20 protein-coding genes and 2 tRNA genes are annotated in these 23,793 nt (G+C 68.3%); 2 read left to right on the forward strand and 20 right to left on the reverse strand.

Annotation, left to right across the window (positions count from 1 at the left end):
* Positions 1–12: 12 nt before the first annotated feature.
* The 11 genes from cobA to AHIS1636_RS16575 form a co-directional block, all read right to left on the reverse strand.
* Positions 13–1,278: a uroporphyrinogen-III C-methyltransferase gene (gene cobA, locus AHIS1636_RS16525; RefSeq protein WP_264796934.1), complete on the reverse strand. Its 1,266-nt coding sequence runs from the start codon at positions 1,276–1,278 to the stop codon at positions 13–15.
* Complete coding sequence (locus AHIS1636_RS16530) at positions 1,275–2,249, reverse strand: ABC transporter permease (RefSeq protein WP_264796935.1); 975 nt, start codon at positions 2,247–2,249, stop codon at positions 1,275–1,277. The genes cobA and AHIS1636_RS16530 overlap by 4 nt, the downstream gene beginning before the upstream one ends.
* A complete protein-coding gene (locus tag AHIS1636_RS16535) occupies positions 2,239–2,964 on the reverse strand; it encodes an ABC transporter ATP-binding protein (RefSeq protein WP_264796937.1) in 726 nt (241 codons plus the stop codon). The genes AHIS1636_RS16530 and AHIS1636_RS16535 overlap by 11 nt, the downstream gene beginning before the upstream one ends.
* A gap of 13 nt (positions 2,965–2,977) precedes the next feature.
* Entirely contained in the window at positions 2,978–4,156 is a 1,179-nt protein-coding gene (locus AHIS1636_RS16540; RefSeq protein WP_264796938.1) for an ABC transporter substrate-binding protein, read from the reverse strand.
* On the reverse strand, positions 4,153–5,493 hold the full coding sequence (locus AHIS1636_RS16545) for a sulfate adenylyltransferase subunit 1 (RefSeq protein WP_264796939.1): 1,341 nt from the start codon (positions 5,491–5,493) through the stop codon (positions 4,153–4,155). The genes AHIS1636_RS16540 and AHIS1636_RS16545 overlap by 4 nt, the downstream gene beginning before the upstream one ends.
* Positions 5,493–6,428: a sulfate adenylyltransferase subunit CysD gene (cysD, locus tag AHIS1636_RS16550; protein ID WP_264796940.1), complete on the reverse strand. Its 936-nt coding sequence runs from the start codon at positions 6,426–6,428 to the stop codon at positions 5,493–5,495. The genes AHIS1636_RS16545 and cysD overlap by 1 nt, the downstream gene beginning before the upstream one ends.
* A 51-nt stretch (positions 6,429–6,479) precedes the next feature.
* A complete protein-coding gene (locus tag AHIS1636_RS16555) occupies positions 6,480–7,196 on the reverse strand; it encodes a phosphoadenylyl-sulfate reductase (protein WP_373875869.1) in 717 nt (238 codons plus the stop codon).
* Positions 7,197–7,204: 8 nt separating this feature from the next.
* Positions 7,205–8,932: a nitrite/sulfite reductase gene (locus AHIS1636_RS16560; RefSeq protein WP_264796942.1), complete on the reverse strand. Its 1,728-nt coding sequence runs from the start codon at positions 8,930–8,932 to the stop codon at positions 7,205–7,207.
* Positions 8,933–9,031: 99 nt separating this feature from the next.
* Entirely contained in the window at positions 9,032–9,733 is a 702-nt protein-coding gene (locus AHIS1636_RS16565) for a sirohydrochlorin chelatase (RefSeq protein ID WP_264796943.1), read from the reverse strand.
* 11 nt (positions 9,734–9,744) lie between these two features.
* Entirely contained in the window at positions 9,745–10,494 is a 750-nt protein-coding gene (locus tag AHIS1636_RS16570; RefSeq protein ID WP_264796944.1) for an SDR family oxidoreductase, read from the reverse strand.
* Positions 10,495–10,639: 145 nt separating this feature from the next.
* On the reverse strand, positions 10,640–11,008 hold the full coding sequence (locus AHIS1636_RS16575) for a DUF488 domain-containing protein (protein ID WP_264796945.1): 369 nt from the start codon (positions 11,006–11,008) through the stop codon (positions 10,640–10,642).
* Positions 11,009–11,103: 95 nt separating this feature from the next.
* On the opposite strand from AHIS1636_RS16575, the gene valS reads away from it, so the two are divergent.
* The gene (valS, locus tag AHIS1636_RS16580; RefSeq protein WP_264796946.1) at positions 11,104–13,725 is read left to right on the forward strand and encodes a valine--tRNA ligase; all 2,622 of its coding nucleotides are present in this window, start codon (positions 11,104–11,106) and stop codon (positions 13,723–13,725) included.
* A 306-nt stretch (positions 13,726–14,031) separates the two neighbouring features.
* Here the strand turns inward: valS and AHIS1636_RS16585 are convergent, their stop codons facing one another.
* From AHIS1636_RS16585 to AHIS1636_RS16625, 9 genes are all read right to left on the reverse strand, one after another.
* Entirely contained in the window at positions 14,032–14,652 is a 621-nt protein-coding gene (locus AHIS1636_RS16585; RefSeq protein WP_264796947.1) for a mycothiol-dependent nitroreductase Rv2466c family protein, read from the reverse strand.
* A 51-nt stretch (positions 14,653–14,703) separates the two neighbouring features.
* Positions 14,704–15,996 carry an ATP-dependent Clp protease ATP-binding subunit ClpX gene (clpX, locus tag AHIS1636_RS16590; RefSeq protein ID WP_264796948.1) on the reverse strand — a complete coding sequence of 431 codons (1,293 nt, stop codon included), beginning with the start codon at positions 15,994–15,996 and terminating at the stop codon, positions 14,704–14,706.
* 192 nt (positions 15,997–16,188) lie between these two features.
* Positions 16,189–16,863 (reverse strand): ATP-dependent Clp protease proteolytic subunit, encoded by a 675-nt coding sequence (locus AHIS1636_RS16595; protein WP_262104925.1) that lies wholly within the window; start codon positions 16,861–16,863, stop codon positions 16,189–16,191.
* Positions 16,864–16,915: 52 nt separating this feature from the next.
* Positions 16,916–17,515: an ATP-dependent Clp protease proteolytic subunit gene (locus AHIS1636_RS16600; RefSeq protein WP_264796956.1), complete on the reverse strand. Its 600-nt coding sequence runs from the start codon at positions 17,513–17,515 to the stop codon at positions 16,916–16,918.
* Positions 17,516–17,823: 308 nt separating this feature from the next.
* Positions 17,824–19,233: a trigger factor gene (gene tig, locus AHIS1636_RS16605; protein ID WP_264796949.1), complete on the reverse strand. Its 1,410-nt coding sequence runs from the start codon at positions 19,231–19,233 to the stop codon at positions 17,824–17,826.
* Positions 19,234–19,285: 52 nt separating this feature from the next.
* Positions 19,286–19,358: transfer RNA gene (locus AHIS1636_RS16610), tRNA-Pro, on the reverse strand.
* A 112-nt stretch (positions 19,359–19,470) separates the two neighbouring features.
* Positions 19,471–19,541 (reverse strand) — tRNA-Gly (locus tag AHIS1636_RS16615).
* Between the two features lie 66 nt (positions 19,542–19,607).
* Positions 19,608–20,501: an Fpg/Nei family DNA glycosylase gene (locus tag AHIS1636_RS16620; protein ID WP_264796950.1), complete on the reverse strand. Its 894-nt coding sequence runs from the start codon at positions 20,499–20,501 to the stop codon at positions 19,608–19,610.
* A gap of 14 nt (positions 20,502–20,515) precedes the next feature.
* Entirely contained in the window at positions 20,516–20,989 is a 474-nt protein-coding gene (locus AHIS1636_RS16625) for a ribose-5-phosphate isomerase (protein WP_264796951.1), read from the reverse strand.
* A gap of 230 nt (positions 20,990–21,219) precedes the next feature.
* Between AHIS1636_RS16625 and pepN the strand changes: the two genes are divergently transcribed.
* Positions 21,220–23,772, forward strand: coding sequence for an aminopeptidase N (gene pepN, locus AHIS1636_RS16630; protein WP_264796957.1), 2,553 nt, complete (start codon positions 21,220–21,222; stop codon positions 23,770–23,772).
* Positions 23,773–23,793 lie beyond the last annotated feature (21 nt).

The raw sequence follows: 23,793 nt of genomic DNA on the forward strand, positions 1-23,793 counted from the left end.
ACGCCGGCGGTATCAGCGCGCAGCCGCGCCGACAGGGGATTCTGCCGGCTGTCCTGCCGGCTCGCCGGCCAGTTCCGCGGGCGCGTACGGACTCAGCCGCACCACATCCCCCACCACGATCACTGCCGGATTCTCCACCCCGACGCGCGCCGCCTGCGCCGCGATGCTGTCCAGGGTGCCGATGGTCACGCGCTGGTCCGGCAGCCAGCCGCGCTCGACGATGGCGACGGGCGTTTCCGGGCCCAGCCCCCGCGAGCGCAGCGCGGCCGCGATCCGGGGCAGGCGGCGCACTCCCATCAGCAGGACGAGGGTGTGGTCCGCCCGCGCCGGCAGCTCGGCCAGTTCCTCGTGGCCGGTGGCGACGCTGAAGCCGGCCGCCGCGCCCCGGTGCGTGACCGGGATCCCGGCGGCCGCGGGGACGGAGATGGCGCTGGTGACCCCGGGGACGACTTCGACGTCCACGCCGTGCCGGCGGCAGAAGCGGGCCTCCTCGCCGCCCCGGCCGAGGACGTACGGATCGCCGCCCTTGAGCCGGACGACCAGCCGGCCGGCCCGGGCCTCGCGGACCAGGATCGTGTTGATCTCGTCCTGGCCCGCCAGATGGTTGCCCGGCGCCTTGCCGACTTCGATGACACGGACGCTTTCTTCCAGTTCCGCGAGCAGGTCCCGGGGACCCAGCCGGTCCGCGACGACCACGTCCGCCTCGGCGAGCAGCTGCCGGCCGCGCACCGTGATTAGGCCCGCGTCACCGGGACCGCCGCCGACCAGCGCCACGCGGCCCGGGCGGGTGTCCGCCGGGCGCCGGCGGCGCAGGGGCAGCCGCCCCGTCCGGAGCGCGAGCATGATCGCGTCCTTGAGTGCCTTAGCCCGCCGCGGATCGCCCCCGGCATTGACCGCGACGGTGATGTCGTCCGCGCGGCCGACCGCCGGCGTCCAGGCGGCGGAGGCCTCGGCGTCGGACGCGTTGACGCACCAGATCCGGCGTTCTTCGGCATCGGCCGCCACCTGCCGGTCCACTCCCGGAATCCCGGTCGCGGTCTGGGCGAGCCACACGCCGTCGAGGTCTGCCGGCGCGTAGCCGCGGCGCACCCAGGTGAGCAGTCCCGCCTCGGCCAGGCGTCCGACGTCGTTCCCCGCCGCCGGGGCGACGACAGTAACCGCCGCGCCGGCGTCCAGCATCGCCCGGGCGCGCCGGCCGGCGACCCGGCCGCCGCCCACCAGCAGCACCGGCTTGCCGAGCAGCCGGAGCGATACCGGGTAGAGATCCAGTCCGTTCATCGTGTACTTCCTTCCAAAAGGCCGCGGCGCTTGAGCAGCCGCCGCTCCACGGGGCCGAAGACCAGCAGTTCGACCAGGATGCCGACGGCCAGGATGACCAGGACGGCGCTCATCACGATTCCCATGTCGGAGAGGGTCCTGCCCTGGTCCAGCAGGGAGCCCAGGCCGTAGCCCATGGTGCCGCCGACGGCGATGATCTCCGCGGCCATCAGCGAGCGCCAGGAGAAGGCCCAGCCCTGCTTCAGGCCGGCGACGTAGCCCGGCAAGGCCGCCGGCAGGACTACCTGCAGCGCCGTCTCAAGCCGCGAGGCTCCTAGCACCCGCGCCACGCTGCGGTACTGCGGCGGGACCTGGTCCATCCCCGCCACCAGGCCGTTCACGATCGACGGGATCGCGCCCATCAGCACCACAAAATAGGCGGTGGCGTCAGTCAGGCCGAACCAGATGATGGCCGCCGGCACCCACGCCACCGAGGGAAGGACCTGCAGGCCGGAGACCAGCGGCCCGAAGGCGCGGCGCACCACGGCGACCTGGCCGAGCAAGAGGCCCAGCGGGGTGCCGACGGCCACGGAGACAGCGAAGCCGGCCAGTCCGCGCTGGAGCGACGTGCCCACGGACTCCTGCACCAGTCCCTCGGTCCACAGCCGGCCCAGGGACGCGAAGACGTCCAGCGGGCCGGGCACCAGGTCGCGGCGCTTAAGGTCCATCGAGACCAGGAGCTGCCAGACCAGGAGGAGAACAACGACGGCGGCGAGCGGCAGCAGGATCCGGCTCCAGTCCCTTTGCGGGGACGTTCCCCCGGACTGCAGGGTGTCCAGCCCGGTCTCGACGGCGCGGAGCTCGTCTCCTGCCGGTGGCGGCGGCTGTTCCGTCGGCGGAACGCCCGGGGCTGATGCGGGAGCGGGCGCAGCCGCCTGCACACCCTCGGGCGCCAGCGGGCGCGGTTCGAGGTTGGTTGCATTACGTGGCATGGCGTCGGATCTCTTCCCTCAAGCGTGCGGTGACTTCGGCGGCCAGGGCCGCCGCGCAGGCGGTTTCGGTCCGCGCTTCCGCCGGCACCGCCCATTCCCGGACCACCCGGCCGGGACGGGAGGAGAGCAGCAGGACGCGCTGGCCCAGCCGGACGGCCTCCCGCACGTTGTGCGTGACGAAGACGATGGTCCGGCCGGTCTCACGCCAGATCCGTTCCAGTTCCTCGTGGAGCAGGTCCCGGGTAATGGCGTCGAGCGCCGCAAACGGCTCGTCCATGAGCAGCAGCTGCCGGTCCTGGCTCAGCGCCCGGGCGAGGGCGACGCGCTGGCGCATCCCCCCGGACAGCTCGTGCGGCCGCTTCCCGACGGCCTCGCCCAGGCGGACCAGTTCCAGCAGCTCCGTGGCGCGCCGGCGCCGGGCCGCCTTGCCCACGCCGCGCAGCTTCAGCGCCAGCTCCACGTTGCCCCGGGCCGTGAGCCACGGAAACAGGGCGGGATCCTGGAACATGAAGGCCGCGCCCTCCGCGGGAACCTCCAGGGCACCGGAGCTGGGCAGCTCCAGGCCCGCGATGATGTTGAGCAGTGTCGACTTTCCGCAGCCGGAGGCACCGAGCAGGGCGACGAACTCCCCCTGCCCGAACCGGGCATCCACGCCGTCGAGCACGGCCGGCCCGCCGCCGAAGCGCTTGCCGAGGTTTTCCAGCACTACCGTCATTGCGCCGCCCGCCTCACTCTGTGCCCAGCTTCGCGGCGCCGATGCGCGAGTGCCCGGGTTCCTCCGCGAGCACCTGGTTCAGGGCGCGGAGGTCGAACAGGCCCGCCAGGTCCGCCGGTTTGGTGAGACCGGACTCCACGCCGTCTTCGAGCAGCCGGGGGAACGTCCCGGCCAGCGGGTCGGGCGTGAATTCGATGTTGCGCAGCGCGCGGTCGATGACGTCGCGCGGCAGTTCCGCGCCCGCGGCTTCCTTGAGGCTGGCGTTGACGGCCTCGGCTCTTTCCGCCGGGGCGGCCGCATTGAGCCAGTCAATGGCTGCGACGTGGCCCCGCAGGAGCGCCTCGACCGTCCCGGGATGATCCGCGGCGTACTTCCGGCTGACGACCAGCACGGTGGTGGTGAACTGGCCGGGCTTCCCCGCCAGCGTTCCGTCCCACAGGTCCGCCTCGTCGACGAGGACCTCGGCACCGGCCTGGAGCACCAGGCGGGAGGCCCATGGTTCGGGCAGCCAGGCGCCGTCCAGCTTCCCGTCCTGGAACAGCTTCAGGGTCTGGGCATTCTCGGTCGGGTTGATGGTCACGTCCCCGCCGCCGTCCGGGGTGGCGGCCAGGCTGTGGGATGCCAGGTAGGAGCGCAGGGCCACGTCCTGGGTACCACCGAGCTGCGGGGTGGCCAGCACCTTGCCCTTGAGCTGCGCCGCGTCCCGGATCCCGGGCCGGACCACCAGCTGCGCACCGCCCGAGGTGGCCCCGGCGATGACGGCCACGGATTCGCCGCGGCTCTGGACGAAGGAATTGATGGCCGGGTTCGGCCCCAGGTACGCGGCGTCGATGGCCCCGGCATTGAGGGCCTCGATTGCGGCGGGGCCCGCGTTGAACACCTGCGTGCTCAGGGTAGTGCCGGTCCCCTGCTCCAGGGCTTCGGCGAGCAAGCCCTGCCGGACGCCGACCAGTGCCGGGGCGTGCGTGACGTTGCCGAAATAGCCCAGCCGCAGTTCGGCCGCGGACGAGGCCGCGCTGTCCGCGGGCTCGCCGGCGCCGTTGCCCGCCGCAGAGAGGGCAGCCGCGCCGGAGCCGGCGATGGCCGCGCAGAACAGCAGTGCCACCGCGATGTCCCAGCCGCGCCGCCGCCGGGGTTTCGAACCGGCCGCCGTGATCCGGACGGTCCTAGGGGTATGCCGGTCATGGCTCATCGGGCACCGCCGCTGGTGATCATCCCGGCTGCCAGGGTGGTTCCGTCCTGCGGATCGATCAGCAGGAAGGCCCCCGTCCGCCGCTGGACGGCGTAGGGTTCGAGCGGGAGCGGGGCGGACAGCCGCAGCGCCACGTGTCCGATGTCGTTCAGTCCCAGCTCCTCGGCGGGCCCGGCCTGCAGTGCCTCGAGGTCGAGCCGGCCCTCGATGGCCTCGACCCGGGCACGCACGGTGGCGGTGCCGTGCTTGACCAGGACCTTGGAGCCCGCCCGCAGCGGCTGCTGCGCCAGCCAGCACACCGAGGCCGGCAGGTCCGCCGAAGCGGCCGGGGCGCCGTCCGCGGCGGCGATCAGGTCCCCGCGGGCGACATCGAATTCCCCGGCCAGGCGCAGCGCCACCGACTGCGGGGAGGAGGCCTCCCGCAGTTCGGTGCCCGCGGCGTCTATCCCCGCGACCGTCGTGGTCCTCGGCGGATGCCCCGGAGCCAGGACCGAGACGGCATCGCCCACCCGCACGGTGCCGGCGACGACCTGGCCCGCATAGGCGCGGTAATCCCGGAACGCGTCCGGGTCGAGCCCGGGCGCCAGCGCCCCCTGCGGCCGCAGCACCAGCTGGACCGGGAAGCGGAAGGAGGCAACGGCGTCGTCCTCGTCATCGGTGCCCGGAAGGGACTCCAGCAGCTCAAGCAGCGTCGGCCCGCCGTACCAGGGAGTGCGCTCCGAACGCTCCACCACGTTGTCGCCGTCCAGGGCGGACACCGGGATGCTAACCGCGTCGGTCAGGCCGAGGTCCGCGGCCACCCGGCGGACGTCGGCCTCGATGCGCGCGAAGGCCTCTTCGGCGTAGCCCACGAGATCGATCTTGTTCACGGCGACAACGACGTGCGGCACGCGCAGCAGCGCGATCACGCTCAGGTGCCGGCGGGTCTGCTCGAGGACCCCCTTGCGGGCGTCGACGAGGACCACCACGGCGTCGGCCGTCGAAGCGCCGGTGACGGTGTTGCGCGTGTACTGCACATGCCCGGGGCAGTCGGCGAGGATAAAGGTGCGCCGGCCGGTGGCGAAGTAGCGGTAGGCGACGTCGATGGTGATGCCCTGCTCGCGTTCGGCCCTCAGGCCGTCGGTCAGCAGCGCAAGGTCGAGTCCGCCCTCGCCGCCGAAGCCCCGCTGGGCCGAGGTGCGGGCGACGGATTCCAGCTGGTCGGCCAGGATCGCCTTCGAGTCGTGCAGCAGCCGGCCGACCAAAGTGGACTTGCCGTCATCCACGGAGCCCGCGGTGGCGAAGCGGAAGAGCGTCCCGGTGGCGAGGGCAGGCCGTTCCAAAAGTTCCTCGGTCATTAGAAATACCCATCCTTCTTGCGGTCTTCCATGGCCGCCTCGGAAATCCGGTCGTCAGCGCGGGTAGCGCCGCGCTCGGTGAGGGTGGACGCGGCGACTTCGAGCACCACGTCCTCGACGGTTGCCGCCTCGGAGAGGACGGCGCCGGTGCAGGACATGTCTCCGACGGTGCGGTAGCGGACCGTCCGGACGGACACTTCGTCCTCCGGGCCCGGCCGGGAGAATTCCCCGACGGCCCTCCACATCCCGTCGCGGCGGAAGACCTCGCGCGGATGGGCGTAGTAGATCGACGGCAGTTCGATGCGCTCGCGGGCGATGTAGCGCCAGATGTCCAGTTCGGTCCAGTTGCTGATCGGAAAGGCCCGGACGTGCTGGCCCGCGGCGTGGCGGCCGTTGTACAGGTTCCAGAGTTCCGGGCGCTGGTTGCGCGGATCCCACTGGCCGAACTCATCGCGCAAGCTCAGGATGCGCTCCTTGGCACGGGCCTTGTCCTCGTCGCGCCGGCCGCCGCCGAAGACGGCGTCGAAGCGGTGCCCGGCGATGGTGTCGAGCAGCGGCGCGGTCTGCAGCGGGTTCCGGGTGCCGTCGGCCCGTTCCTTCAGCTCCCCGCGGTCAATGTATTCCTGCACCGAGCCCACGACGAGCCGCAGGCCCAGGCGCTCCACTGTCCGGTCACGGAAGGCCAGGACTTCGGGGAAATTGTGCCCGGTGTCCACGTGCAGGACCGGATACGGCACGCGCCCCGGCCAGAACGCCTTAGCTGCCAGGTGCAGCATGACCACGGAGTCCTTGCCGCCGGAGAACAACATCGCGGGCCGCTCGAATTCCGCCACCACTTCGCGGATGATGTGGATTGATTCGGCCTCGAGCGTGTCCAGGACGCCGAGCCGCTCGGGGGCCGGGGCCGGCGCGTCGTAGGAATGGGTCAGGGTCATCGCGGGTCCTTGCGTGTCGGGGAAGGGAAGGCACAGATGGTTGGGCGAAGGTCAGGAATGGATGCCGCACTCGGTTTTGGCCAAGCCTGCCCAGCGCCCGGCCCGGGGATCTTCGCCGGGGGCGACGGGCCGCGTGCACGGGCGGCAGCCGATGGACGGGTAGCCGTGCTGCAGCAGCAGGTTGAGCGGCACGGCGTGGCGTGACGCGTAGCCGGTCAGTTCCTCGAAACTCCACGCCGCCACCGGATTCACCTTGACCAGCCCGTGGGCCTCATCCCAGCCCACCAGCGGCGTGTTGGTGCGGGTCGGCGCCTCGTCGCGTCGGACGCCGGTGAACCAGACCCGGTAGCCTGCGAGCGCAGTGGCGAGGGGGTCCATCTTCCGCAGCCGGCAGCATAGGGCCGCGTCGCGCGCGAACAGGTCCGGCCCGTGCGTTGCCTCCTGCTCGGCGACGGTCTGCTCCGGAAGCACGTCCACAACGTTGACGTCGAGCCTGCGGGCTACCTCGTCCCGGGTGGCCACGGTTTCGGCGAAGTGGTAACCCGTTTCCAGGAACAGGACATCGACGCCCGGAAGCTGGGCCGCCACCAGATGGGGCAGCACGGCGTCCGCCATGGAACACGCGACCGCGGCGTCCGCGGGCGCGAAATTCCGCCGTACCCAGGCCACGACGTCTTCTGCGGATGCTTCGAAGCCCAGTTCCTCGGCGCCCGAGGCCGCCAATCGGCGCAGTCCCTCGGTTTCGGCAGGCGTGCGGACCGTCCGGATGCCGCCGCTCACTTCAGGAACTCCTCGTCCGCGCGGTGTGCCCACTCGGCGAAGGTCTCGCCCTCTGCGTGCTGTTCGTCGTAGCGGCGCACGACGCGGTCCACGTAGCCCACCAGGCCGTCGGCCGTCACCTTCAGCCCGCGCACGGTGCGGCCCAGGCCCGCCTCTTCCCTGTCACTGGAAGCAAGTCCCCCGCCGAGGTGCACCTGGAAACCGGGCGTCTGCCCTCCGTCCGCGTCCGGCAGCAGCTGCCCCTTCAGGCCGATGTCCGCCGTCTGGATCCGGGCGCAGGAATTCGGGCAGCCGTTGATGTGCAGGCTCAGCTGTTCCGGCAACCGCGCCGAGATGTCAGCCAGGCTCTCCTCGAGGCCGGCGACCGTCCGCTCGGCTGTGTCCTTGGTGTCGACAATGGCGAGCTTGCAGAACTCCAGGCCGGTGCAGGCGATGGTCGAACGGCGGAACAGCGACGGGGCGCTGCTCAATCCCAGCGCTTCGAGACCCTCGACGACGGCGTCCACCTTCCCGGGCGCGACATCCAGTGCGACGATCTTCTGGTGCGGCGTGGTGCGCAGGCGGCGGGACCCGTTGCGCTCCAGAAGGTCCGCCAGCCCCGTCAGCACGGTTCCGTTGACGCGGCCCACAACCGGCGCGGCGCCGATATAGAAGTTGCCGTCGTTCTGCTCATGGACCCCGACATGGTCCCCGGGCGAGCCAGCCCGCGAAGGCGCCGGCCCGTCGGGCAGCTCATACCCCAGGTACTCGTCCTGCAGGACCGCACGGAATTTCTCCGGCCCCCAGTCATTCATCAGGTACTTCAGCCGGGCCTTGTTCCGGAGCCGGCGGTAGCCGTAGTCCCGGAAGATCCGCACCACGGCATGCCAGACGTCTGCCGCCCGCTCCTCAGTGACGAAGGCTCCCAGGCGTTCGGCGAGGCGCGCGCTGGTCGAGAGTCCCCCGCCGACCCACAGGTCATAGCCCGGGCCCAGTTCGGGGTGGACCACGCCCACCAGGGAGATGTCGTTGATCTCGTGCACGACGTCCTGCGACGGGTGCCCCGTGATGGCGGACTTGAACTTCCGCGGCAGGTTCGCCAGCTCCGGGTCGCCGATGAACCTGGCCGAAATTTCGCGGATGACCGGCGTTGGATCGATGATCTCGTCTTTCGCGATGCCGGCAACCGGCGATCCGAGGATCACGCGCGGGACGTCGCCGCAGGCTTCGGTCGTGGAGAGCCCGACGGATTCAAGGCGCCGCCAGATCTCCGGCACGTCGGTGACGTCGATCCAGTGCAGCTGGATGTTCTGCCGGTCGGTGACATCGGCCGTGCCGCGGGCGAACTCTACGGAGATGCCCCCGATGACGCGCAGCTGCTCGGTGGTCAGCGCTCCGCCGTCGATCCGCACGCGCAGCATGAAGTAGCGGTCCTCAAGCTCATGCGGCTCGAGGGTGGCCGTCTTGCCGCCATCGATCCCCGGCTTCCGCTGCGTGTACAGGCCCCACCAGCGGAACCTGCCGTGGAGGTCGTCCGACGGAATCGAGTCAAAGCCCTTGACGGCGTAGATCGTCTCGATGCGCTCGCGCACATTCAGGCCGTTGTCCCGCTGTTTGAATTCCTCGTTGTGGTTCAGCGGGGCTTTTCCGTCGACGTTCCACTGGCCGTGGGGCTTGGCGGACGGGCGTCGCCTGGTTTGCGGCGCCGTGTGCGGGTCCGCCTGTGTCTCGATTGCCTGAGTCATGGCAGCCACCGTAGGGGCGGCGATCCGGGCCCTTCAACTGTTTCCTCATGCGGCGTCGTGGCGCTCAATACGTCGCAATGAGGGGCAATGAATGACGACTTAGCGCGTCATGTTAAGCGCCTCGAACAGCCGGTCGACGACACATTCCGCAACGCTGGGGGACGGCAGCAGCGGGGCGGTGACAGCGTCCGCTCCGGCGCGGCCCAGCACCGAGTGGAAATGCCCCGGCGCGAGGAGATAGGAGGCAATCAGCACCCTCCGGCAGCCCGGCTCGGAGCGGGCGGCCTCGACCGCAGCGCCGATCCGCGGTTCGGCGGCCGCGCCGAAGCCAAGCGCCACCGGCCTGCCGATCTCCTCGGACAGCCACCCGGCCATCTGCTCCACCTCCGCCGTGCCGCGCTCCACCCGGGTGCCTGCCGAGGCCAGCACGACGCAGTCCCCCTCCGCGAGGTCAGCGGCGGCTAGCCGCTCGGCCAGCACTGCCGCCAGCCGGCGGTCCGGTCCAATGGCTGCAGCGGCCGTTGTCCCGGGACGCGAGTCCACGGCCGTACGGATATCGACCTGGGTGTGGAACCCCGTGGACAGCAGCAGCGGGACGACGACGGCGGGTTCCCCCGGCGGGAGGGCGGCGACGACACCGTCTAGGGCCGGCTGCTGGACGTCGACGTACGCCTCGTGGACAAGGACGTCCAGCCCGCGGCGTCCCGCCTCGGCCGCCAAACCGGCGCGGAGCCCGTCGATCAGCAGCCGGCCCGCGGGATCGTCCGTCCCGTGGGCACAGGCCACTACGTGCAGCGCCACCCGGGGTCCGCCTACCGGTCCGAACGGATCAGCTTGTGCGCGGCCGCCTGCGCCACGGGGCGGATCACAATCTGGTCCAGGTTCACGTGGTGCGGCAGGTTCAGCGAATAGGCCACGACGTCGGCAATGTCCTCGGCGAGCAGCGGCTTCTCCACCCCGGCATAGACGTTGTCCGCCGCCGCCCGATCACCGCCGAGGCGGTTGAGCGAGAATTCCTCGGTATGGACCAGCCCCGGGGCGATCTCGATCACCCGCACATTGTGCTCGGCCTCCTCCAACCGGAGCGTGTTGGCCATCGAGTGCTCGGCGAACTTGGCCGCCACGTAACCGCCGCCGCCCTCGTACGCGACGAGTCCGGCAGTCGAGGTCAGCAGCAGGACCGACCCTTCGCCGTTTTCCCGCAGTGCCGGGAGGAAGGCCCGGATCATCCGCAGCGTGCCGAGCACGTTGACGCTGTACATCTTTTCCCAATCGGCGAAATTGGCGTCGGCGATCGTGTCCACGCCGAAGGCTCCGCCGGCCACGTTCACCAGGGCATCGATCCCGCCGCCGTCCAGCACGTCGCCGGCCAGACGTTCCACTGCCGCGGCATCGGTGATATCCGCGGCCATAGCGACGGCGCCGGTCTCGGCCGCCAGTTCGGCCAGCTTCTCTTCGCGGCGCGCCACGGCAACAACGTCCCAGCCGCTCTTGCACAGGGCGCGCACCGAGGCCGCACCGATTCCCGAACTTGCTCCCGTTACTACTGCGCGCTTGGTCATGCCCCTAGCGTAGCGGCCCGGCAGGAGGCCCCCGACGGTGCCGCCACCGCGCGACGCTGCCATGCTCATCGCGCCGACTCCGGGCAGTCGCGCCCGGCGTCCACCCGGCGTCGTCCGCTCCCATCGCGGCAGCCGGCGCCGAGGGTCAGCGCTCGCTCCCGCCGAGTCCTTCCAGGATCAGCTCCCGCAGCACGACGGCCTGGTTGTGCGTCTCGTCCTTGGCTCCGTAGAGCAGGCAAAGCTTCGGCTGTTCCCGGGCGAGCTCCACCAGCTTTTCCAGCGCCTCCGTCCCCTCCAGTTCCCGGCGGTAGGCCGCCGCGAAGGCCTGGAACTTCTCGGGTCTGTGGCTGAACTCCCTGCGCAGTCCCGCGGACGTGCCGGCTTCCTTTAGCCAGAGGTCCAGGCGGGCGTCGTCCTTCGTGATTCCGCGCGGCCAGATCCGGTCCACCAGGACCCGGTAGCCGTCCTGGTCGTCGGCCGGTTCGTAGACCCGCTTGATCTGAACGTTCACCATGGCCGCATGCTACGCGAGGCCGCGCGGGGCAGGAAGGTGCTGCACCGCCGTCGTACGAATCAACATTCCCCGCCCGGCATGAAACAATGGCCAGCATGGCAGAACATACCCCGGGCACAGACACGCCCGTTTCCGTTAACGTCCCCGACAAGCCGGCCCTCGAGGGCCTCGAGGCTGTCCTGTCCCGCCGCTGGCGCGAGGAAGGGACCTACGCGTTCAACCCGGACACGGTCCGCAGCGACGTCTACTCGATCGACACTCCCCCGCCGACGGCTTCGGGCTCGCTGCACGTTGGGCACATGTTCTCCTACACGCAGACCGACGTGCTTGCCCGGTACCAGCGCATGCGCGGCAAGAACGTCTTCTACCCGATGGGCTGGGACGACAACGGCCTGCCGACCGAGCGCCGCGTCCAGAACTTCTACGGCGTGCGCTGCGATCCGGCGATCCCCTACGAAGCGGATTACCAGCCGCCGGCCAAGCCGGCGAAAAACCAGCGGGATTTCGACGTCGTCTCCCGCCGGAACTTCATTGAGCTGTGCGAGCAGCTGGCCGTCGAGGACGAGAAGGTCTTCGAGAACCTGTTCAGTACACTGGGCCTGTCGGTCGACTGGGACCTGACCTACCGGACCATCGACGACGTTTCCCGCGCCGTGTCGCAGCGGGCCTTCCTGGCCAACCTGGCTGCCGGGGACGCCTACATGGCCGAAGCACCGACGCTGTGGGACGTGACTTACCGGACCGCGGTCGCGCAGGCGGAGCTCGAAGACCGCGAGATGCCCGGCGCCTACTATCGTTACGCCTTCAGGACCCACGACGGCGAGGCCGTCCACATCGAGACGACCCGCCCCGAGCTGCTGCCGGCCTGTGTGGCATTGGTGGCGCACCCGGACGACGAGCGCTACCAGAAGCTCTTCGGCACCACGGTGACTTCCCCGCTTTTCGGCGTCGAGGTTGAGGTCAAGGCGCATCCGCTCGCGAAGCCGGACAAGGGTGCCGGCATCGCCATGGTCTGCACCTTCGGCGACCTGACGGACGTCACCTGGTGGCGCGAGCTGCAGCTTCCGACCCGGGCCATCGTGGGCCGCGACGGACGCATCGCCGCGGACGCTCCGGAGTGGATCACGAGCGAGGAAGGCAAGGCGAACTACGCCGAGCTGGCGGGCAAGACGGTGTTCTCCGCCAAGGAGAAGGTCGTCGAGCTGCTGCAGGCCGCCGGAGAACTCGACGGCGAGCCGAAGAAGATGACGCATCCGGTCAACTTCTACGAAAAGGGCGACAAGCCCCTCGAGGTCGTGACCTCCCGCCAGTGGTACATCCGCAACGGCGGGCGGGACGCCGACCGCCGGGAACGGCTGATCGGCCGCGGCCGCGACATCGATTTCCACCCGGCCTTCATGCGCTCCCGCTACGAGAACTGGATCGAGGGGCTCAACGGCGACTGGCTCGTCTCCCGCCAGCGGTTCTTCGGCGTGCCGATTCCGGTCTGGTATCCGCTGGATCTGGCCGGCAACCCGGACTATGACAACCCGGTACTCCCCGCCGACGACATGCTTCCCGTGGACCCGGCCGCGGAAGCGGCCCCGGGCTACAGCGAGGACCAGCGCGATGTCCCCGGCGGCTTCACGGGCGACGCCGACGTTCTGGACACTTGGGCGACGTCGTCGCTCACACCGCAGATCGTCGGCCGCTGGAGCCGCGACGAAGAGTTCTTCGGCAAGGTCTTCCCGTTCGACCTGCGCCCGCAGGGCCATGACATCATCCGGACCTGGCTCTTCTCCACGGTGGTCCGGGGCGATGCCCTGCAGTCCTGCGCCCCGTGGCGCCATGCGGCGATCTCCGGCTGGATCCTGGACCCGGACCGGAAGAAGATGTCCAAGTCCAAGGGCAACGTGGTGGTTCCCACCGATGTGCTGGAGCAGTTCGGCGCGGACGCGGTCCGCTACTGGGCGGCCTCGGCCCGGCTGGGTGCGGACACCGCGTACGAGATTGCACAGATGAAGATCGGCCGGCGCCTCGCCATCAAGCTGCTGAATGCCTCGAAGTTCGTCCTGAACCTCGGAGCCACGGAAGCCTCGGTCATCACTGACGACGCCACCACCGTGACGAACCCGCTGGACAAGTCGCTGCTTGGCCAGCTGGCCGACGTCATCGACCAGGCCACGGCGGCCTTCGATAACTACGACTACGCACGCGCGCTGCAGATCACCGAGTCGTTCTTCTGGTCCTTCACGGACGACTACGTGGAGCTGGTCAAGGACCGGGCCTACGGTGCGGCGGGCGACGCGGAGCAGGGCTCGGTGCTGGCGACGCTGGCCACCACCCTCGACGCGTTGCTGCGCCTGTTCGCTCCCTTCCTGCCCTTCGCGACGGAAGAAGTGTGGAGCTGGTGGCGTGCCGGGTCGGTGCACCGCGCGGAATGGCCGGCCACCGGCGCCCTAGCTTCGATCGCGGCTGCCGCGGACAAGGGCCTGCTCGGCACGGTCGGCCAGGCGCTCGGCGGAATCCGCAAGGCGAAGTCGGAGGCCAAGGTCAAGCAGCGGACCGAGGTCCTGACCGCGATCATCAGCGGTTCGGCCCTGCAGGTCGGCCAGCTTGAGGCCGGTCTGGAAGACCTCAAGGCGGCGGGCAACGCCCGCGAACTCAAGATCGTCGAGGCCGACGGCGAGCTGGCCGTGACCGGTGTCGATCTGGCACCTGCGGAGGCACCCGCCTAGCAACCGGCTTAAATAGGGGAAGCCCCATCAGCGTTTAGCCGTTGGTGGGGCTTCGACTCTATGACTCCTAGTGACGATTGGAATCTCCCGAACTCCTTGGAATTCCAGGTCTTCCGAGTCCCGTCACGGACTGGCTGTTAGCGGAACTTGGTCCGTATAACTAGTCTCTGGATCTTTGGTGTTCGTTCCCGCATCTTTTGGGGGATGCGTATAGATATTTATACTCGCATGCAAGCCGACACGCCATAGGTTTCGTGCTTTTTTCCGCAGGAAATGCTCCGGCGTGCCGACAGTCCGACGTTAGTCCTAGTCGAACTCGGGGCTGGTGGTGCGCGACCGCTTGATTTCGTAGAAGTACGGGAAACCGGCGAGGGCGACGGCCCCGTCGAAGATCCGGCCCGCGTCCTCCCCACGTGGGATCCTGGTCAGCACCGGCCCGAAGAAGGCAGTGCCGTTGAACGACACGACCGGGGTCCCGACCTCGTCGCCCACCAGCGAGATGCCCTCTTCGTGGCTGGCCCGCAGCTGCTCGTCGTACTCCGTCGAGGTGGCGTAGTCGGCCAGCCCGGCCGGCAGGCCCGCTTCTTCCAAAGCCGCCGCGATGACGGCCGAGGTGTCCTTGTTGCCTTCATTGTGGGTGCGTGTGCCCATCGCGTCGTAAAGCTTCTTGACGTACTCGTTGCCGTGCAGCTCACGCGCCGCGATGATCACGCGGACGGGACCCCAAGCCGACTTCAGGAATTCCTTGTAGTTGTCCGGCAGCTCGTCGCGGCCGTCATTCAGCACCGCCAGGCTCATCACGTGCCACTCGACCTTGATGTCGCGTACCTGCTCGACCTCCAGGATCCAGCGGGACGTGATCCACGCAAACGGGCAGGCCGGGTCGAACCAGAAGTCAACGGTCGAAACGTCGGTGCTTGCGGACATGGTGGAACTCCTCGGGTGCAGTGAGTGTTTGTATTCCTGCCTGGTGCCAGGCTAGGCGGACTTGTTCCTGCGTTTGGCAACCACGTCATGCGAGATCAAGGTGGGCGATCCCTTGCTGGTCACCACGTCAGCGGTGATTACCACGGACGCGATGTCGTCCCGGCTCGGGAGGTCGAACATGACGGGAAGCAGGGCCTCTTCGATGATGGCGCGCAGGCCGCGGGCCCCCGTCCCCCGTTCCAAGGCCAGGTCCGCCACGGCCTCAAGGGCATCCGTTTCGAAGGAGAGCTCGACACCATCCAGGTGGAACATCTTCTGGTACTGCTTGATCAGCGCGTTCTTCGGTTCCGTCAGGATCTGGATCAGTGCCTGGCGGTCCAGGTTCGAGACCGTCGTGATGACGGGAAGCCGGCCGATGAACTCCGGGATCAGGCCGAACTTGAGCAGGTCCTCCGGCATGACTTCGCCGTAGGAGTCCTTATCCTTGCTGGCGTCGCTGAGCGGGGCCCCGAAGCCGATTCCCTTGCGGCCGGCACGGGACCCGATGATTTCCTCCAGCCCGGCAAAGGCTCCGGCCACGATGAACAGGACGTTCGTCGTGTCGATCTGGATGAACTCCTGGTGCGGATGCTTGCGCCCGCCCTGCGGCGGAACCGATGCAACGGTGCCCTCGAGGATCTTCAGCAGCGCCTGCTGGACACCCTCCCCGGACACATCGCGGGTGATCGATGGATTTTCGCTCTTGCGGGAGATCTTGTCGATCTCGTCGATGTAGATGATGCCCTGCTCGGCCTTCTTCACATCGTAATCGGCCGCCTGGATCAGCTTGAGCAGGATGTTCTCCACATCCTCGCCGACATAGCCGGCCTCAGTCAGGGCGGTCGCGTCCGCGACGGCGAACGGAACGTTGAGGCGGCGCGCCAGGGTCTGGGCCAGGTAGGTTTTGCCGCAGCCCGTGGGGCCGATCAGCAGGATGTTCGACTTGGCGACCTCGACGTCTTCCAGCGGGCTGGCATCGGAGAGGTTCGCGGAGCCTTTCGGAGCGTGGCCGGACTGTATGCGCTTGTAGTGGTTGTAGACCGCGACGGCCAGGGCCCGCTTGGCCGGCTCCTGCCCGATGACGTATTCCTGCAGGAAATCGAAGATCTCCCGAGGCTTCGGCAGCTCGAACGAGCCGAGGTCCGCGACCTCCGAGAGTTCTTCCTCGATGATCTCGTTGCAGAGTTCGATGCATTCGTCGCAGATGTAGACGCCGGGGCCGGCAATCAGTTTCCGGACTTGCTTCTGGCTTTTGCCGCAGAAAGAGCACTTGAGCAGATCAGCGCTCTCGCCAATGCGAGCCATATTCGGTCCCCTTTACCTGGTCCTACTGGAGATGGTCAACCCCCGGGACATCCTCGACGGATACCCGATTCGAGCGGTGGAGGCTGCTGACTAGCTTCCACTCTAAATCACTTCACTGACAGTTTCAGTAACCCGATGGCCCGCGGGGCGATGTTACGCACCGCGGGCCATCCGGCTACCTGCACACAACAGCTAGGCTTTGTTGATCGCCGGCTTATTGATCTTGCGGGAATCCAGCACCTGGTCGATCAGGCCGTAGGACAGGGCATCCTCGGCGGTCAGGATCTTGTCCCGCTCGATGTCCTGGTTGATCTCGGCGGAGGTCTTGCCGCTGTGCAGCGCGAGGGTGTCCTCCAGCCAGGTGCGCATACGCATGACCTCGGCGGCCTGGATTTCCAGGTCGGAAGCCTGGCCCCGCTCGCCGCCGCCCAGCGCCGGCTGGTGGATCAGTACTCGGGCGTTCGGCAGCGCGAGCCGCTTGCCGGGGGTGCCGGCCGCGAGCAGCACAGCCGCTGCGCTGGCCGCCTGGCCGAGGCAGACCGTCTGGATTTCCGGACGGATGTACTGCATCGTGTCGTAGATCGCCGTCATCGCCGTGAAGGAGCCGCCCGGCGAATTGATGTAGAGGGTGATATCCCTGTCCGGGTCCGTCGACTCGAGCACCAGCAGCTGGGCCATGATGTCGTCGGCCGAGGCATCGTCCACCTGGACGCCGAGGAAGATGATGCGGTCCTCGAACAGCTTGGTGTACGGATCCTGGCGCTTGAAGCCGTACGGCGTCCGCTCCTCGAACTGGGGCAGGACGTAGCGGCTGGTGGGTAGGTTGCCGGCGTAGCCGCCGGCTGCGGCTGCGAAGTTGGGGGTCATGTTCATGCTCCTGCTTGTGAAGGTCTGGAAGGAAGTCGGCTGCCAGCCGCCGTCACGAATCCTGGGACGTCCCGCCGCCGCCGGTCACCCCGCCGGCGTGGGCCGAGATGTGGTCGAAGAAGCCGTACTCCAGACCCTCCTCGGCCGTGAACCACTTGTCCCGGTCATTGTCTTTGAGGATCTGCTCGACCGACTGCCCGGTCTGCTCGGCCGTCAGTTCCGCCATCACGCGCTTCATGTGGAGGATCAGCTCGGCCTGGATCTTGATGTCCGACGCGGTTCCACCGATGCCGCCGGAAGGCTGGTGCATCAGGATGCGGGCATGCGGAGTGGCATAGCGCTTGCCCTTGGTTCCGGACGAGAGCAGGAACTGCCCCATCGATGCGGCCAGGCCCGTGGCCACCGTGACGACGTCGTTCGGAATGAACTGCATCGTGTCGTAGATCGCCATGCCCGCCGTGACGGAACCGCCCGGAGAGTTGATGTACAGGTAGATGTCCTTCTCCGGGTTTTCCGCCGAGAGCAGGAGCAGCTGGGAGCAGATGGCGTTGGCGTTTTCGTCGCGCACCTCGGAGCCCAGCCAGATGATGCGCTCTTTGAGCAGCCTGTTGTAGATGTAGTCTTCGCGGCTGGCCGGATCGACCGTAGCCATCATCGGAGTGGCGGATTCATTCGACATGCTGAAATACCTCTCGCTTCTTCCCCGGGCAGTTACCGTTGTCGCGGGCCCTCGGGGCGTTTACTTACTTGGACAGTAACGTGTTCGGCTGCCCGATTCCTCCCTGACGCCGCACTGTTCGCTGACGGCGCATCGGGCCCGCCACAGGGCGGACGGCCGCCCGGCATGCAGCAGGATAACGACGCCGGGGCGCGCCCGCGAGCCATCAAGGAGGCGTTAAAGCGGCGGACCGCCGGTCCCCTTTCGGGAGCCCGGCGGTCCGCCTCTTCGGCCGTGGGCCGCTACTTCTTTTCTGCCTCGGTGGTGGAGGCTTCCTCGGCGGACTCTTCGGTGCCCTCGGCACCGGCGGCCTCGGCCTCGGCCGCCTGGATCATTTCCTCGACGTTGCTCTCGTCCTCGCCGCCGGCGGGGCGGACGAAGTCCGAAAGGTCGACCTCGGCACCGTTGTTGTCGGTGACCTTCGCCAGTTCCAGCACCTTGGCCAGCGCCTTGCGGCGGCGGACCTCGGAGACCATCATCGGAACCTGGCCGCTCTGGTCGATCAGCTGGGCGAACTGGTTCGGGTCCATGCCGTACTGGCTGGCGGAGGACACGATGTAGTCGATCAGCTCGGCCTGGCTGACGCCGACCTCTTCCTTGTCGGCTACGGCGTCGAGGATGATCTCGTTGCGGAAGGCGCGCTCGGTGTTCTCGCGGACCTCGGCACGGTGCTCCTCGGTGTCGTGGTCTTCACCGTGGCTGTTCTCCGGGCGGAAGTGCTGTTCCAGCTGCTCCTCGATGACGGACTCCGGAACCGGAACCTCGATGAGCTCGACCAGCTTGTCCAGGACCTTGTCGCGGGCCTCGACGCCCTGCTCCATAACCTTGCTGTCGGCAGCCTGCTTGGCGAGGTCTTCCTTCAGCTCGGCGATGGTGTCGAACTCGCTGGCAAGCTGCGCGAAGTCGTCGTTGGCCTCGGGGAGCTCGCGCTCCTTGACGGCCTTCAGGACAACCTTGACCTCGGCTTCTTCACCGGCGTGCTCGCCGCCGGCCAGCTTGGTCATGAAGGTGGCGTCCTCGCCCGTGCTCAGGCCGGTGACGGCCTCGTCCAGACCGTCCAGCATGGTGCCGGCACCGACCTGGTAGGAGAGATCGGCAGCGGAGTCCACCTCTTCGCCGTTCACCTTGGCGCTCAGGTCCATGGTGATGAAGTCGTCGGCCGCCGCGGGGCGCTCAACGGTCTTCAGGGTGCCGAACCGGCCGCGCAGGTCATCCATCGCCTTCTCGACGTCGGCGTCCGACGCTTCGGCAGCTTCGACGGTGACCTCGAGACCGGCGTACTCCGGCAGCTCGATTTCGGGGCGGATGTCGACCTCGACGTGGAAGGCCAGCTGGCCCTCGGAGGCGGCGGGATCCGGAACCTCGGTGATTTCCACTTCGGGGCGGCTCAGCGGACGCAGCCCGCTTTCCTGCACGGCGTCCTGGTAGAAGCCGTTCAGGCCCTCGTTGATGGCCGTTTCGATGACGTAGCCGCGGCCAACGCGCTGGTCGATCAGGCGGGCAGGGACCTTCCCCTTGCGGAAGCCAGGAACCTGGATCTGGGAGGCAATTGTCTTGTAGGCCTCATCGATGCTGGGCTTGAGTTCCTCAAAGGGAACCTCAACATTGAGTTTGACCCGGGTCGGGGTGAGGTTTTCGACAGCGCTCTTCACAGCGTTAGAACTCCTGTTGCTATTGGATGGGATCTGCACCACACATACAGAGTCGGGGCGACAGGACTCGAACCTGCGATCTCCTGCTCCCAAAGCAGGCGCGCTAGCCACTACGCTACGCCCCGTAGTGCACAGGCAAGTCTACGGCCAAAGCCGTGCCGGTGCACAATTGGGTGCGGCCAAAAAAGCCGCGTACACAAAAATGGCGGGCCCTTGCGGACCCGCCTTTTCGCGCAGAGGGGATGACGGGAATCGAACCCGCGTAATCAGTTTGGAAGACTGAGGCTCTACCATTGAGCTACATCCCCAGGACGTTGAAACTTTAGCACGACGTCCGGCCTGGTTCACAAATCGCCGCTGCGGCGCCGCCGCATTCAGGCCGGGCTGCCTTGGCAGCCCGGGCACCAGTAGAGCTTCCGTCCGCCCATGTCCTCGAGCCGGACCGCCGTGCTGCAGACCCGGCAGTCCATCCCCTGCCGCTGGTATACGTAATGGGCGTCCGCCGGCGACGCGGGGCCCTCGGGGTCGGACCGGTGGACGGGCCTCGTCGTTACGATGCGGCCGTCCCGCACACCGTCCGCCAGAAGCACCACGAGGTCCCGCCACAGGTCGAGCGCCTGCCCTGCGGACAGGAACTTCCCCGGCGTCCAAGGGCTGATGCCCTGCCGGAACAGGCTTTCGGCGCGGTAGATGTTGCCGACGCCGGCGACCACCGACTGGTCCATGAGCAGGGTGCCGACCGCACTCCCCTTCGCCGTGAGCCGGCGGACGAACTGCTCCGGGTCCGCATGCGTGTGCAGCGGGTCCGGTCCGAGCTTACCTACGACGGCGTCCCGCTCGGCTTCGGTGATGACCTCGCACGCGGTGGGCCCCCGCAGGTCGGCCCAGCCATGGTCCGACACCAGCCTCGCCCTGACCTGGCCGACCGGCGCGGGCGGACCGTCGTACACGGCAGGGGCCCCGGCGTCGTACGTTTCCCGCTCCCCCACCCGGCGCGGCGCACCGATGCTGGATGCACCGCGGAAGGTGCTGTCCCCGCCGAAGTCCCAGGCCCCGTAAAGGCCGAGGTGGACGCGCAGGATGAGGGCATTGGAGAATCCGAGGAAGAGCTGCTTGCCGTGCGCCTGCGCGGTTTCCAGCTTGTGGCCGTCGATGAGCGCCGCACCGGCCGCGAACCGCCCCTGCGGGCTGCTGACGGCAAGGGCCTGGCCCGCGAAGACGGATTCGAACTGCGCGGCAAGACGGTGGATGGAGTGGCCTTCAGGCATCGTCGGCTGCGCCCCTACGCGAGGACCTCGCCCGTCTCTTCGTAATGCGCGATCTTGCCGATGCGGCGCACATGGCGCTCGGCCCGGCTGAACGGCTCCGCGAGGAAAGCCTCGATGATGGCAGTGGCCTCTTCGACGCTGTGCTGGCGGCCGCCGACGGCGACGACGTTCGCGTCATTGTGTTCGCGGGCCAGCTTGGCCGTCCCGAGGTTCCAGGCAAGGGCAGCGCGGATGCCCTTGACCTTGTTCGCGGCGATCTGCTCGCCGTTGCCGGAGCCGCCCAGCACGATGCCGAGGGCCTCCGTGCCGGAGGCCTGGTCCGCCGCCACGGCGAGCGCGGCATTGATGCAGAACGAGGGGTAGTCGTCCTCGGCGTCGTATTCCTTGGGACCGTGGTCGATGACCTCGTGGCCCTGCCCGCCCAGATGCTCGATCAGGTGGTGGCTCAGTTCCAGGCCGGCATGGTCGGTGGCAATGTGGACGCGCATGGAGATCCTTCGTCGGTGGCGGGGAGAATTCGGCTTCCAGCCTACTAGGTCGCCCTTCTACGGAGCCGCCGGCGGGCCCGGCACCCTGCGGGGACACATTCCAGCATCCGGTGGCCTCCGCCGCGGAAAGTGAGACAATGGCCGTCTTGTTCAAGGGTTCTTTCACGTATCTGCGCGCGAGAACCTGTGTCCCGTCCCAGTCCGACTTTGGAGGCCCCACCGTGCCAGGTTTGAATCTCACCCGTGACGAGGCCCGCGAGCGCGCGGCCCTGCTGGACGTCGACTCCTACGACGTCTCCCTGGACCTCACCCGCGGCGCCAAGGTATTTGGATCGACCACGGTCGTGCGGTTCTCCGCCTCTGCCGGTGCTTCCACCTTCATCGATGCCGTGACGGACACGGTGCACAAGGTGACGCTCAACGGCGTCGACCTCGATCCGGCGGAGGTCTCCGACGGCGTGCGCATCCAACTGCCCCGGCTCGCCGAGTCCAACGAATTGGTGATCGAGGCCGATGGCCTGTACATGAACACCGGCGAGGGGCTGCACCGCTTCGTGGACCCGGTGGACAACGAGGTCTACCTGTACTCGCAGTTCGAGGTGCCGGACTCGCGGCGCATGTTCGCCGTGTTCGAGCAGCCCGACCTGAAGGCGGCCTTCCGGTTCGCCGTGACCGCCCCGTCGCACTGGGATGTCATTTCGAACTCCCCCACGCCGGCCCCCGAGGCCGCCGGCACCGCCGCCGACGGAACCGAGCGGTCCACTTGGTCGTTCGACCCCACCCCTCGCATCTCTTCCTACATCACCGCGCTCATCGCCGGCCCGTACCAGTCCGTGCGCAGCGAACTGACGAGCTCCGACGGCCGCACGATCCCGCTTGGCGTCTTCGCGCGCAAATCGCTCATGCAGTACATGGACGCGGAGAACATTTTCGAGCTCACCCGGCAGGGCTTCGAGTTCTTCGAAAAGCAGTTCGGCAGGGCCTACCCTTTCTCCAAGTACGACCAGCTGTTCGTGCCGGAGTTCAATGCGGGCGCCATGGAGAACGCCGGCGCGGTCACCTTCCTCGAGAACTACGTCTTTCGCTCCCGGCCGACGGACGCGATGGTGGAGCGCCGGGCCATCACGATCCTGCATGAGCTCGCGCACATGTGGTTCGGCGACCTGGTCACCATGCGCTGGTGGAACGACCTGTGGCTGAACGAGTCGTTCGCCGAGTTCATGTCGACGCTCTGCGCGGCCGAGGCCACCGAGTGGAAGCAGGCCTGGACCACCTTCGCCTCGATGGAGAAGTCGTGGGCCTACCGCCAGGACCAGCTGCCCTCCACCCATCCGATCGTCGCCGAGATCAAGGACCTGGAGGACGTCCAGGTCAACTTCGACGGCATCACCTACGCCAAGGGTGCCTCCGTGCTGCGCCAGCTGGTGGCGTGGGTGGGCCAGGAGGAGTTCATGGCCGGCGTGCGCGAATACTTCCGCAAGCATGCCTGGACCAACACGGAGCTGGCGGACCTGCTCACCGAGCTGGAGGCCTCCAGCGGGCGCGACCTGAAGGAGTGGGCGGCCAAGTGGCTGGAAACGGCCGGAGTCAACACGCTCCGCGCGGAGATCGAAGCGGACGACGGCGGCGCCATCACCTCGTTCGCGATCCTCCAGTCCGCGGTTCCGGACTTCCCCACGATCCGCCCGCACCGCCTCGCCGTCGGCTTCTACAACGCAGATGCACAGGGCAAGCTGGTCCGCACCCACCGCGAGGAGCTCGACGTCGACGGCGAGCGGACCGAGGTCCCGGCGCTGGCGGGGCTGCAGCGGCCCGACCTCGTGCTGCTCAACGACGACGACCTCGCCTACGCCAAGATCAGGCTGGACGAGGAGTCGCTGGCCACCTCCACCACCCGGCTGAAGGACATCAGCGAGTCCCTGCCCCGGACCCTGGTGATGGCCTCGGCGTGGGATGCGACCCGCGACGGCGAGAGCCCGGCCCGCGAGTACGTGGAGCTGGTGCTGAACAACATCGCGTACGAGACGGACTCCTCCGTCGTGATGGTGCTGCTGCGCCAGCTCGCCACCACTCTGGCCTTCTACGTGGACCCTGACCACCGCGACGAGCTGACCGGCCGCGCGGCCCAGCGGCTCCGGGACCTGAGCGACGGAGCCGCGGCCGGTTCCGACAACCAGCTCCAGTTCGTCAAGGCTTTCGCCGCCCACGCCCGCTCGTCGGCCCACCTGGAGACCGTCGCGGCGCTGCTTTCGGGCGGGCGCACGCTTCCGGGTCTGACCGTGGACGAGGATCTGCGGTGGGAACTGCTCACCTCGCTCGTCGCCGGCGGCGAGTTCGGCCAGGCCGAGATCGACGCCGAACTGGAGCGCGACTCCACGGCGACCGGGGCGCGGGCCGCTGCCCTGGCGAAGGCCGCCATTCCCACGGCGAGCGCCAAGGCGGAAGCCTGGAACGCCGTCGTCGTGAACACGGACCTGCCCAACGCGACGCAGCAGTCCATCATTGCCGGCTTCAACCGCGTCCACGACCGTACGCTGCTCGAGCCGTATGCGGCGGCCTACTTCGCCGCGGTCAGGGACGTCTGGAACACCCGGACGCACGAGATCGCCCAGCAGATCGCCGTCGGCCTCTACCCCTCCCTCCTGACGAACGATGAGACCATCCGGCTGACCGATGAGTTCCTCGGCCAGCTTGGCTCCGAATCGCCCTCGCTGCGGCGCCTGGTGCTGGAGAACCGGGACGGCATCGTCCGTGCCCTGCGCGCCCAGGCCGCGGACCGCTAGCCCCGTTACATTTATTCAGTC

The sequence above is a fragment of the Arthrobacter mangrovi genome (genome assembly GCF_026011795.1).
Taxonomy (GTDB): domain Bacteria; phylum Actinomycetota; class Actinomycetes; order Actinomycetales; family Micrococcaceae; genus Crystallibacter; species Crystallibacter mangrovi.